General features: G+C 57.4%; 12 protein-coding genes. 2 read left to right on the forward strand and 10 right to left on the reverse strand.

Annotation, left to right across the window (positions count from 1 at the left end; all coding sequences use genetic code 11):
• Positions 1 to 2 precede the first annotated feature (2 nt).
• The 10 genes from gmk to AAY81_RS06025 form a co-directional block, all read right to left on the reverse strand.
• Positions 3 to 581: a guanylate kinase gene (gene gmk / locus AAY81_RS05980; protein ID WP_066662644.1), complete on the reverse strand. Its 579-nt coding sequence runs from the start codon at positions 579 to 581 to the stop codon at positions 3 to 5.
• Positions 581 to 889: an integration host factor, actinobacterial type gene (mihF, locus tag AAY81_RS05985; protein ID WP_066662647.1), complete on the reverse strand. Its 309-nt coding sequence runs from the start codon at positions 887 to 889 to the stop codon at positions 581 to 583. Before mihF ends, gmk begins: the two co-directional genes overlap by 1 nt.
• Before the next feature lie 151 nt (positions 890 to 1040).
• Positions 1041 to 1775 (reverse strand): orotidine-5'-phosphate decarboxylase, encoded by a 735-nt coding sequence (gene pyrF / locus AAY81_RS05990; RefSeq protein WP_066662650.1) that lies wholly within the window; start codon positions 1773 to 1775, stop codon positions 1041 to 1043.
• Positions 1769 to 2686, reverse strand: coding sequence for a dihydroorotate dehydrogenase (locus AAY81_RS05995; protein WP_066662654.1), 918 nt, complete (start codon positions 2684 to 2686; stop codon positions 1769 to 1771). The genes pyrF and AAY81_RS05995 overlap by 7 nt, the downstream gene beginning before the upstream one ends.
• Positions 2686 to 3483 (reverse strand): dihydroorotate dehydrogenase electron transfer subunit, encoded by a 798-nt coding sequence (locus tag AAY81_RS06000; RefSeq protein ID WP_066662657.1) that lies wholly within the window; start codon positions 3481 to 3483, stop codon positions 2686 to 2688. Before AAY81_RS06000 ends, AAY81_RS05995 begins: the two co-directional genes overlap by 1 nt.
• Positions 3484 to 3920: 437 nt before the next feature.
• Positions 3921 to 4448 (reverse strand): flavodoxin family protein, encoded by a 528-nt coding sequence (locus tag AAY81_RS06005; RefSeq protein WP_066662659.1) that lies wholly within the window; start codon positions 4446 to 4448, stop codon positions 3921 to 3923.
• Positions 4449 to 4663: 215 nt separating this feature from the next.
• Positions 4664 to 5806 carry a methyltransferase domain-containing protein gene (locus AAY81_RS06010; RefSeq protein ID WP_082867892.1) on the reverse strand — a complete coding sequence of 381 codons (1143 nt, stop codon included), beginning with the start codon at positions 5804 to 5806 and terminating at the stop codon, positions 4664 to 4666.
• Positions 5807 to 5817: 11 nt separating this feature from the next.
• Positions 5818 to 6603, reverse strand: a complete 786-nt coding sequence (locus AAY81_RS06015) for an ABC transporter ATP-binding protein (protein WP_066662662.1) — start codon at positions 6601 to 6603, stop codon at positions 5818 to 5820.
• A complete protein-coding gene (locus AAY81_RS06020; protein ID WP_205630813.1) occupies positions 6603 to 7586 on the reverse strand; it encodes a FecCD family ABC transporter permease in 984 nt (327 codons plus the stop codon). The genes AAY81_RS06015 and AAY81_RS06020 overlap by 1 nt, the downstream gene beginning before the upstream one ends.
• A 311-nt stretch (positions 7587 to 7897) precedes the next feature.
• Positions 7898 to 8887, reverse strand: coding sequence for an ABC transporter substrate-binding protein (locus AAY81_RS06025; protein ID WP_143117355.1), 990 nt, complete (start codon positions 8885 to 8887; stop codon positions 7898 to 7900).
• Positions 8888 to 9071: 184 nt separating this feature from the next.
• On the opposite strand from AAY81_RS06025, the gene AAY81_RS06030 reads away from it, so the two are divergent.
• Entirely contained in the window at positions 9072 to 10094 is a 1023-nt protein-coding gene (locus tag AAY81_RS06030) for a LysR family transcriptional regulator (protein WP_066662667.1), read from the forward strand.
• 196 nt (positions 10095 to 10290) lie between these two features.
• A complete protein-coding gene (locus AAY81_RS06035) occupies positions 10291 to 12543 on the forward strand; it encodes an oxidoreductase (protein ID WP_066662669.1) in 2253 nt (750 codons plus the stop codon).
• Positions 12544 to 12582: the final 39 nt, after the last annotated feature.

Genomic DNA, 12582 nt, shown 5'->3' on the forward strand with positions numbered 1-12582 from the left:
TACTATCCTTCGTAATTACCGGTTGCCTGATCCTCGATATAGGCAACGAGTTTTTGCGTAGCCTCTTCAAGGTCGTCATTTACAACCGTGTAATCATACTTCATTTTTTGCTGAAGCTCCACCTGTGCGACCTTCATTCGCGCAGCAATCACATCTTCTGGTTCCGTTCCGCGACCGCGAAGGCGCTCCAGAAGGATTTCCATGGAAGGCGGCTCGATAAAAACGAGGTGGCACGACGGGAACTTTTCCTTCACCTGGAAGCCACCCTGGACGTCGATTTCCAAGATGACCTGTTCGCCCGCGGCGATATGCTCCTCGACGCTGGCGCGCGGCGTGCCATACTTCGCAGTATGAACGTTTGCCCACTCCAGAAAGCCGTCTTGCGCTACAAGGTCGTCGAACTGACCATCGGTCATGAAGTAATACTGAACGCCATCGACCTCGCCCGCGCGCGGCGCGCGCGTGGTAGCAGAAACGGATACCCATGCATCGGGTACCCGCTCAAGAAGCCGGGCCACCAGGGTGCCTTTACCTGCACCCGATGGCCCGGATATGACGTACAGATTGCCCTGGCGCGCCACTAGGCCAGGCGCTCCAGCAGAGCGGCTTCCTGACGCTCGCCCAGGCCACGCAGACGGCGGCTTTCAGCGATATGAAGCTCGTTCATAACCTTTTCGGCCTTGGCCTTGCCATAGCCGGGAAGCGTTTCGATGAGCGTGGAAACCTTCATGCGGCCAATTACCGGATCGTCCTTCTGCTTCAGGACATCGGCCAGCGTGAGTTCGCCAGATTTGAGCTGATCGCGGACCTCCGCGCGCTTGATACGAGCAGCTTTTGCCTTCTCGAGAGCAGCCTTGCGCTCTTCTGGGGTGAGCTGAGGAATTGCCATCTTCAGATCTCCTTGTCTCGCTTTAGGTTATGCACTTCCGTGCCGTTGTGGATATCCTAATACAAAACAATGGTTATGACCAGCATTTTTAGGATTTTGTCCGCTCAAGCGGCCGTTGAACGGACAAAAACAACCGTAAATTCGATGGATTTTACGCCTCTTCAAGCTCGGAAACGATTCGCTCGAAAGCAGCCACGGGATCGTCGGCTTCCGTGATAGGACGGCCGATGACCAGGTGCGATGCACCATTTTCGAACGCCATGGCAGGCGTGGTAACGCGCGACTGGTCACCCTTAGAAGCCCAGGTGGGACGTACGCCAGGCGTGACGATAAACGCGTTGGGTCCAAGCAGCTCACGCAGGATGGGAGCCTCGAGCGGCGAGGCCACAACGCCCGAAAGTCCAGCTTCCTTGGCCATGGAAGCCAGCGCGCGAACCTGCTCTTCCACCGAGCGAGTGACGCCCGTGGTTGCCAGGGTTTCGGCATTCATGCTCGTAAGCACCGTGATGCCCAGCGTAACAGGCTCGGGAATGCCAAAGTCGCTCGCAGCAGTGCGCGCGCCTTCGACGGCGGCCTGCATCATGGGAAGGCCGCCCACGGCGTGCATGGTGAGCATGTCGGCGCCATTATGCGTAGCCGACGAGGCGGCGCCGCGCACCTGATGCGGAATGTCGTGGAACTTCAGGTCGAGGAAGATCTTGAAGCCGCGCTCCTTCAGCTCGTAGACGATCTGGGGGCCCAGCTTGTAGAACAGCGTCATGCCGATCTTCAGCCATGCCGCATGGCCGGAAAGCATGTCGGCCAGGTCGAGCGCACGAGCGCGGTCGCAGTCGAGCGCAACGATAATGCGGTCGCGCGGAGCTTCGTCTTTCCAGTTCTCTAGCATTGCAGGCCTCCTACCAGCTCGTTCACGTCGGTTACGCCCTGCTCTTCGCAGTATGCACGAATACCCTCGATGACCTCGCGCGTGGCGAGGGGGTTTACGAAGTTGGCGGTGCCCACGGAAACGGCGGTAGCGCCCGCGAGCATGAACTCGACGGCGTCGGTGCCGTTCATGATGCCGCCCATACCCAAGATGGGTACGTTTACGGCGTTGTGCACCTGCCATACCATGCGCAGAGCAACGGGCTTCACGGCCGGGCCGGAAAGGCCGCCCACCACGCGAGCAAGCACGGGCTTGCGGGTACGTGCGTCGATGGCCATGCCCAAAAGCGTATTGATGAGCGAAAGGGCGTCGGCACCCGAGGCTTCGGCCGCGCGGGCGATTTCCGTGACGTCAGTGACGTTCGGGGAAAGCTTCACGATCATGGGCTTCTTCGTGGCCTCGCGGCACAGGCCCACGATCTTTTCCACGCTGGGAACGTGCGTGCCAAACGTCATGCCGCCCGAATCGACATTGGGGCAGCTGATATTCACCTCATAGGCGCTCACGCGATCATCGTCGTCGAGCGATTCGATGACCTGCACGTATTCCTCGAAGCTGTGGCCAGAGACGTTCACGATGACGGGTACGTCACGCCCTTCGAGCCACGAAAGGTCCTTTTCCTTCAGCACGGCCACGCCAGGGTTCTGCAGGCCGATGGAATTCAGCATGCCAGAAGGCGTTTCGGCAATGCGAGGGCTTGCGTTGCCCTCCCAGCCGTTCAACGACACGCCCTTCGTGGTGACTGCGCCAAGCATCTCGACGGGCACAAAATCGTTGTACTCGCGGCCAGCGGCATACGTGCCCGAAGCCACGGTAACGGGATTCTTCATTTCCAAGCCGCCCAAATTGACGGCCATATTCACCTGCGTCATTACCACACCACCTGATCAGCTTCAAAAATGGGACCATCGACGCACGCGCGCTTCTTGCCCTGGGCGGTTTCCACCACGCACGAAAGGCAGGCGCCTACGCCGCATGCCATGCGACGCTCCATGGAAACCTGGCAGGCGATGCCAGCTTCGGCTGCGCTGTTGGCCACGGCGCGCATGAGCGGTTCCGGCCCGCACGTAATGACGCGGCTGTATTCGTTCTTCTGCATGAGCTCGGCTGCCGGGATGGTCGCGAAGCCCTTGAAGCCATACGAGCCATCGTCGGTGGCGCAAACCGGGTCGGCGCCAAGCAGCGCGGCGTAACGCTCGCGCGTAACCAGAGCGCTGGCATTTTGCGCGCCAAGCACCACATCGACGGGAACGCCCGCTTCAACGCAGCGCTTCACCTGCATGAACGTAGCCGGCGCACCCGCGCCGCCCGCAACGGCGAGCACGCGCGTTTCGCCTTCGGGCGCATCCCAGGGACGACCGATAGGGCCAATCTGGTCGAGCTGCGTGCCAGCGGGAAGCTGCGAGAGGAATTCCGTACCATAGCCCACGACTTGGTACAGGATGTCCATGGTGCCCTCTTCGGGGAACGTTTCGTATACGCTGAAGGGGCGGCGAAGGATGTGCGATTCCATCTGCGGGATGCGCACATGCGTGAACTGACCGGGGAGAAGCGCCTGGGCAATGCGCGGGCTTTCAACGCGCATCACGAAAAGCCTGGGACCCACCTTCTCGTTGGAGAGCAGGGTTATCCGCTCGTGAATGAGACCGCTACGGTCTTCGCAACACATAGATGTACCTCTCGTTCAGGGTTGGATTTCCCACATGATACCGCACGCCCTTCGCGCGCTAGCCTGCGCTAAAGCGACTACAGGGAATGCACGCGAAATGCATGAACGAAAGGCCGCGAATCCCCCACTCCGATACCGACGGGAAGCACCTTGGCAAAAACGGAGCATGAAAATGCAAAAATTTGCCGCTCTGAACAAAATCTGGGGCCAAAATCGGCTCAAAGCAAGCAAGTCGAAAGCTTCGAATCGCATTTGCCCAGGTCGCCGAAATGAGGCCCTCGCGCATTCGGGGCGGAAATGTTCAGAAAGACGAATTTTTAACATCCGGCAGCGTATTTTCGCCGAAACGGGACCGAGCGCACGCAAATCGACGGTATTCGCGCCATCACGCAGAGATGCGCGAGCAAATGCGCTCCCCCGTTCCTTGTTCGCGCACGTTAGCGCTTCTTGAAATGCCTTGCCCCGCACACGGCGGCAACCGTCACCCCCGCAACGGCTGCCGTTGCGACGGCAATGGAGATAGCCGTGACGGCAACGGCCTTCACGTCGGTCCCGCAGCAGATGGAATTCGCTTCCTTCACGTGCTTGCGAGCAAAGGCGCGAGCAGCCGGCTTGCGAGACTCGATGGCAAATTCGGGAGCGAAGAAATGCTTGCAATCGACGAGAATGCCCTTGCGAAGAAGAATCTTGCGAAGGGCAAGAATCGTGCGACGCGATACGCCCGATGTGGTGAAGAGGACAACGCGGCCTACCTTACCAGCGGGAATGGCATTCGCGTACTCGCGAAGCTCTTTGGCGAGGGCGTTCAAGTACGGCGCACCCCCAAGGAAAAGCACGTCGCAATCAAGAGCGGCGGCCGGCATTTCATCTATTGTGTACGCGGGCACGCCCAGCTCGCTGGCTATCTCATTGGCAATGGCCTCGGTGTTGCCCGACTGAGAGTAATAGACGACTTTGACGTTCATGCTTCCCCCTCACCTGGATGTTGCCTTGCATTCATTATAAATAGCACCGAAGGGGAAACAATTAACGGAGCGGTTGCAATACGGCGAATGGACAAGGGGGCGAAATGCAATTGGATACGTAGGGGACCCAAAAAAAACAAAGGCCGATCAACGCCCTGCCGCAAACCCGCCACTACCGCCGCGATTTCCCCGCGAAATCGGATTCAGCTACACCCCTATTCCCTACCATCTGGGAAAAAGACATAGCCAGAAGCCCAGCGAGTCATCAAATAGCGCGGGTTTTTAGGATCTTCTTCAATCTTGCGCCTTATTCGGCTTACGTAGACGGCGACGTTAGCGTGCCCATCGGAGTATTCGCTTCCCCAAGCAGCCTTTACCAGTGCATCGGAGGAAACGACCGAACCGGCATTGCGCGCCAACGTTAGCAATAAGTTGAACTCCTTTGGCGTGAGCTTTACGGGCACGCCCTCTTTCCGCACAACGAACTTCCTTGGATCGAATTCGAAAACACCCATTTTCATGTAGTCGACGAGCATGACCTTGGCCCGCGCCTCAAGCGCAGAGGCATCAGCCCCAGAACCCTCTTCTCTCAGAACGGGCTGGGAAGGGGTATCAAGCGCATTGACGCAATTCGCATCGTCACCCAACCCGGAACGCCCCTTATGAACCTCAAGCGCAAACTGGGCGCTGCCCGGCGTGTTCTGCCCCGCGCCAAGACGACGGCAGCGAATCTCGCTCGCACCAAGTTTCCAAAATTGTTCGATGTCCCACTGCGGACGATCGACCAATGTGATGGGCAAATCGCGAGCGATATCGTTGCGCATCAGCAGCTGCTCGAGCGATTGCGTGGGATGAGTGGGCGTTTCGCCACGCGCTTCAGCCTCGTTGAATGCCTTCCCATAATTCGCATCGAGGTTAAGGAACACGCCGCCCTCTGCGAGTACGCGCATAACCTCGGCATAGACAGCATCCACATCCTCGAGAATCCATGTCACGTTTCGCGAAACGATAAAGTCAAAGGAGCCATCGGGGAATTCGAGCTTATGTGCATTCATGCACATAAGCTCTGCCTCGTAGCCCCTCTTTGCAAGATTCTTTCGCGCCATGGCGAGCATCTCTTCCGAGAAATCAACGCCCGTGGCACTACACCCCGCATCAATGAGCAGCATCGTCATGAAGCCTGAACCGCACCCGATATCAAGTGCCTTGATATTGTCCTCAGCAGGCAAGCTCATCGCCACTTGCGAGGCAAACCGCATGCGTTTATCGCTTCGGTATGATTTCATATGCAGCTCAGAATACTCAGGTGCCCTACCTGCCCAGTATTCTAAAGACTGTCGTTCCTTCACTTCCGACATGATGAAACACCCTATTTGGCATCGTTTCCAAGGGGCCCAGGGAGACAGATGGTGCGATTGCCGATATGCTCGACATGCACTTCAATGCCGTAAAGCTCTCGCATGTTTTCTTCGGTAACGACCTCATGCGCAAGCCCCTCGGCAACGATACGACCACCGGAAAGTATCGCCGTCTTCGATCCGAGCATGAGCGCGTGATCGGGAAAATGAGTGGTCATAAGAACGCCCATATTCCTATCGCGAAGCTTCTTGACCAGCTCGATGAAACGGTATGCGTTTCCAAAGTCGAGATGCGCGGTCGGCTCGTCCAATATCATGAGTTCAGGCTCCTGCGTAAGTGCAGAGGCGATCATGACCAACTGTCGTTCGCCGCCCGAAATATCGGTGTAGGGCTTCTCTGCAAGGTGACCAACTCCTAGGTAATCGAGCTGCTCATATGCGAACGCAACATCTTTGTCACTTGGGCTTGATAGGTATCCGATACGCGACGTTCGACCCATGGCCACAACATCGATCACCTTATAGGCAAACGAGGGCGTATGCGTTTGCGGAAGATAGGCGACCTTACGGGCGAAATCGCGAGCACTATAATGCACAACGGGAACACGGTCGACCGTAATGGAGCCAGCAGATATCTCCAAAGCCCCGATGATGCACTGCAGCAAGGTTGATTTCCCAGTGCCGTTTGCCCCTAGTATGCACAGCACCTCGGGGGATTCATACGAAAGCGACGTATGCTCGAGCACCTTGCGTGAGGATTCGTATCCAAAAGCGATATCATCAACCTCCAGGTTCATTACCAATTAACCTTCTTCCTGTAGATGAAATACAAGAAAAGCGGCACGCCGATAATGCCCGTTATTACCCCCAGCGGTATCTCGGAGGACGTAAGCGTGCGGCACAGATCGTCGACGACGAGCAGATAGCAGATTCCTATGGAAACCGACGCAGGAATGAGCTTGCGAAAGTCGGGACCCACAAGCATGCGTGCGAGATGCGGCACCACAATACCGACCCAGCCAATGATGCCCGAAATGGAAACGGCTAGCGCGGTGAGCATACTGCTGATTCCGATGATGATTGCACGGTCGCGACGCACATTAAGCCCGAATGACTTCGCCTCTTGATCGCCTAGCGACAACACATTCGTGCGCCACCGCATCAAGAACACAACAACCATGCAGATGACGTAGAACGGAAGCACCTTCGCCAGCCCCTCAAACGACGAACCCGACAGCGAGCCCATGAGCCAATAGACTATCTGGGGGAGCTTTTCCAATGGGTCTGCCGTGAACTTGAGCAAGGACACAAGCGACGAGAACAGCGCGCCTATGAGCATGCCAGCAAGCACAAGCGTGACGGTGTTGCGTCTGCTGCGACTGGCAATGAGGAACGTAAGCGCGACCGCCGCCAGGCCGAACGCGACCGCAAATAACTGTATTCCCGCGGCACCGAGCGACAAAACTATGGCAAGCGCGGCGCCAAAGCCAGCTCCATTGCTCACGCCCAACGTATAGGGCGAGGCCAACGGATTGCGAAAGACGCCCTGGAACACTGCGCCAGCCACCGACAAACCCGCACCAACAAGCGCGGCGGCGCAAACGCGTGGCAGCCTCACTTGCCAGACTACATTTACCGTCAACGAATCCAGAGAGGACGTCTGACCCGTGAGTTTGCACCAGATAATCTGGCACACGTCAACTGGCCCCACATCGTACGATCCAAGCGTCAACGAAAACACGAAGAACGCCAAGGGCAGGGTGAAAAGCACGATGCCCATCAGGGTCATCCCAAAAGCCGCATGCCTCTTTTCGGCAGTCGAAGAACTCCAAGACAGACAAAGGCCAGACGGCACGGAAGCCTCATTCCGCGCCGTCCTGATAAGAAATGAACGTATGGCAAGCACTACGCAACCGTTCCGGTGAACTCGATTCCATAGAAGCGCTCATAAAACTCTCGGGCCTTATCCTCGACCTGATCTGCCGAGACTTTGTCGGGATAGAACGTGTGCGCCAACCAAAGTTCGCCAAGAGCAATGGAATCGGTATCAGGGTTGCCCCAGGGCTTCGTCCAGTACGGAGCCTCGATAACTTACCCATCTTTTACGGCATTGAGCTCCGCGTATTGCGAGTCGGTCGTGATGGTTTCGTAGTCATCGGGGTAACGGTCCTGCGTAATGATCGCATCGGGATTCCAGGTGGCCACAAGCTCGGCATTGTAGTCGGTGTTACCTTGGACGCCCGCGAGCGCTGCGGCGTTGACCGCACCCGAGCGAAGCAACTGACAACCAACGTACTTGTCGTTGCCATATGCAATGCCATTAGCCAGGACGGCGACCTTAACGCGCTCATCGTCTTCAATATCGCCAACTGCATTGTCCACGACGCTACGACTGTCCAGGCAGAAGTCCCAAATCTCCTCGGCAGTGTCTTCTTTTCCAGAAAGAGTGCCGAGCCTCTTAATGGCCCATTCGCAGCCCTCGGTATAGGCTGCGTCAGCATTGGCAAGGCGCGGGTTCTGAGCCTCGGCCTGCTTGCCCTCACCACGCAAGGTCACGACTACCACGGGAATGCCAAGATTCTTTACCTGTTCAATAGCATCTTTGGGAGCTTGCGCAGCAGCAATGACCACATCGGGATTGAGCGCGGCGATTTGCTCGACATTCCATTCCTGCAACCCACCGGGCATAGGCAGGTTCTCGATACCGGGGAACACATCGGTCATGTAATCACCCAGGTTCTTTTTCCAGCTGTCAACAATGCCGACAATGCTTGACTGAGCGCCAAGCTGACAGAGCATATCAAGCGAGTGGTGCTGCAAAACTACCATGCGCTCGCAGGGCACCGAAACGGTTACGTCGTTATCATTCTGGTCCTTAAACGTGATCTCGGTCTTTGAAGCGCTCGGCTCAGAAGCCGATGCATCCGCCACGTCGCTCGAGTTGCTCGAAGAAAAGCCCTGAGCGCAGCCCGTGATGCCAAAGGCGGCCATACTGCCAACGCCCAAAGCGCTAAGCTTCAGAAACGAACGGCGGGAACAGCACCTTCCTAGCACGCTTTCGAAACTATCACGCTTATTCATACCAAACCCTTTCGTTATTCTACGCTAAGATTATTTCCCATTTCGAATAATCCGCTTTGCGATTATAGACTCAACCGTGAATAATCCTCAACGAAATATTATTAAGATTTGTTAATACATTGACGCTGTCCCCCATTGCGTCAGATGAGCAACGTGACCATGGCTTATCGTCTTCGCCACCATAATGGCCGCAGCGATTCACGCGTGCGCCCAAGGCGAACCCCATTCTTACCTCATCCGTCGAACCTTCGTTCATATATACTTCCACTCGAGGGAGGAACATATAAACATCAACCAGATTGAATGGTTTTGCCTTGCGTGCGAGCATCGCTCATTTGCGAAGGCAGCGCAACTGGCTCATGTTTCGCGCCAAGCGTTCAGCAAGCAGATGAGCAACATGGAACGCACGCTGGGATATCCGCTGTTCAAGCGCGACGAAATCGGCGTGCACCCCACCGAGCGCGCATTAGCCATCTACCCTGCAGCACTGGATTGCATGAAAGGCTACCAATCGTTCGTGCAAGTGGCCGACGACCAGCTGTTGGAGTCGAAGCCCATCGTGCGCATAGGATTCGCCGACGGCATCATTGACGCACTGCCCGATGACTTCCTGTTTCAGCTGGAACAGGAATGCCCCTATTGCCAGATCACGGTTGAAAAGCACTACGTGAACCGCTGCATCGACCTTCTACGCGAAGACGAGCTCGACATGGTCATCTGCTCAACGCCCGGCAGCACCGCAGGACTCCGTGAACGCATTCTCACGCGCTTCCCCATCTACGTTGCCATCCCCCGCGCAATCATGGATTGCTCGATGAGAGAACCCACCCTAGAAGACCTTTCCCACCTTGAGTTCTTCGCTCTCGGAAACGACTTCCCCAACGACCGCGAAGTCGAAACGCTCTTCGACGAGCGCGGACTGCCCTTCCGCATGAACACGCAATACAACGACTACGACATCATCCTGAACGAAGTACGCCGCGGGCGCGGCTGCACATTCGTGCCTGCCACCTGCGTGGATGCCATCCGATGCGCATCGGTTCAAATCGTGGACTTCCCACTTCGCAACCATACGTGGAACATAGGGCTGTATTACGAGGAAGGCCTGCACGCGCATGCGACGCAGCAGGTCATCGACGCCATCTGCGCGCACTTCCCCGTCACGCAACCGCACGCCGAAAAGCACCGAGCCGCCCTGGCGCAATAAAACGCGAGAGATTCCACGTAGCAAGAACCCATAACGCACAAGCGAACTCGCGAAGGCATATCACCCCACGTTGCAAGGGGACGCAACGCATGCTTGCTCCCCACTCAAGCAATTGCTCCTTCCACGTTGCGCCCACCCGCGATACCTTGCACCTGTCTGTGAGGGACAGACAAAATCCGCAAGGAAAGGGGAGGTCATGACGAAGACCAACGTCAGCCGTCGCGCATTCTTCAAGGGCGCGGCATTCACCGCTGCAGGCGCGGGAATCGCAGGGCTGGGCCTATCGGGCTGCGCTAGCCCAAAAGGCTCTAGCGAGGCGCCCGCCAAGGCAAGCGCCACCAGCAACGTAAGCCCGCAAGAGGCTATCTCGCAGCTGAATCCGCAAGACTGGGATTACCGCAGCAATTCGGTAAAGGACTGGAACCAGACAAGCCTGTTCACGTCCTGGAAGTTCGGCAACCTAACGCTGAACAACCGCATGGTGAAGTCCGCCGCAGGATCGGCCTATCTGCCCTGGTGGACTACTGAAATGACCATCGCGGAATACACGCATTGGGCCAAAGGCGGCGTGGAGCTCATGTTCGTAGAGGACTATGCGAGCCTGCTTCCCCACTACCCCGCCGCGTATAAGATGCGCACGCGCGAAAACGCGGAGCTGGACAAGGTAGCCGCCGCCATCCACGAAGCAGGCGCGTACTGCGGATATCAGCTTTCCCTGATGGGCGCATCCTTTTCCGGGTTCGACGCCACAACTGCGCCGCAATTCGCCTGCGCAGAGGCAGACGACCTCACGCTCGAGGAAGTGCACACGGTGCAAAGCGACTTCATCGACGCCGCAAAGTTCCTGAAGGAACAGGGCTTCGACGCCGTGGAGATCAACGCAGCCGGCAACAACATCGGCCAGGCCTTCCTCTCGCGCAACCGCAACAAGCGCACCGACGAGTATGGCCCACAGAGCTTCGAAAATCGCGCACGCTTCGTGGTCGAGATGATCGAGGGCATCAAACGCGAATGCGGAGCCGATTTCCCCGTGCAGGTGCTCATCAACGTCATCGAAGAAAACGACTACGACCTGGGCAACAACTCGACGCTTACCACGCTCGAGGAAAACATCGAGATGTGCAAGCTCTTCGAGAAAGCAGGCGCCAACAGCCTGCACCTGCGCCTGGGGCCCTTCAACAACCACCCCGCCGAATTCGCTTCGGACATGTACTTCACGGGCTATGGCATCGACGGCGTAACGGGCTACGGCAACATGTTCGACTTCTCGCGCCACTTCCAGGGCAAGCTCATCGCCAACCACTCCGGTTGCGGCATGCTGTTGGACGTAGCCGCCGAAATGCGCAAGGCGGTATCGATTCCCGTAGGCTGCGTTACCTTCATGGACCCCGCCCATGCACCCGACATGTTCGTAGGCGCCCTGGACGAGGGCAAGGCCGACTTCTACATGATGAACCGCCCGTTCATGGTGGACCCCGAATACATCAACAAGCTGAAGGAGAATCGCGCGGACGAAATTCGACCCTGCAACCGATGCCTGCACTGCCATTTCGATCTGGACGAAGATGGCGTTTTCTATGAGCACTGCCGCATGAACGCCTGCCACATGCGCGCCTTCACCGAGCAGATGCCCGAAGGACCCGACATCCCCGCAGGTAGCGGAAGCAAGAACGTAATGGTCGTGGGCGGCGGCCCCGCCGGCATGGAGGCTGCTCGCGTCGCGGCACTGCGCGGATACACGGTCACGCTCTACGAAAAGAAGAGCGACATCGGCGGTCTGCTCGATTTCGCCGAAGCGGTGAAGGGGCAGCATGAGAACATCGGCCGCGACAAGGAGTACTTCAAGCGCCAAATGGAAGTCTGCGGCGTAAAGGTAGTCACTGGGCAGGAAGTGGACGCCGCTTTCGTAAAGCAGCAGAACCCCGATGCCGTAATCGTGGCAACGGGCGGACTGCGCGACACACTGGGGCTTTCCGCCGGCGGCAAAACGAACATCGTGAGCATCGAAGACTTCCTGACCAGCGACATCGGGCAAAACGTATGCGTCGTGGGAACGGGAGCGCAAGCGGTAGACGCCACGTTGCGCCTGCTCTCACAAGGCAAGGAAGTGATATTCGTCTCGCCTGACCCCATCGAAAAGCTCGACCGCGGACAAAGCGATCACATCAAGGGCTTCGTGATTCCCATGCTCTACACGCGCGGCGTGCGCGTATGGCCCAATGCCCAGGTGAAGAGCGTAGGCGATGGCAGCGTGACGATCAGCTGCGATACGGGCGTGGACATGACGTTCGAATGCGACACGGTGATCGAAGCCATGGACATGCTGCCCGACACAAGCCTAGCCGACGCCCTTAGCGGCATGAACGTTCAGGCCGTGGGCGACTGCAAGAAACCGTTCAACATCGCCGAGGCCATTGCGGCTGGCAATTTGGCGGCACGAGCAATCTAGCAGGCGAAACGCCAACCAAGACAAGAAAACTCCGAGATA

This window comes from Denitrobacterium detoxificans, assembly GCF_001643775.1.
Taxonomy (GTDB): Bacteria; Actinomycetota; Coriobacteriia; order Coriobacteriales; family Eggerthellaceae; genus Denitrobacterium; species Denitrobacterium detoxificans.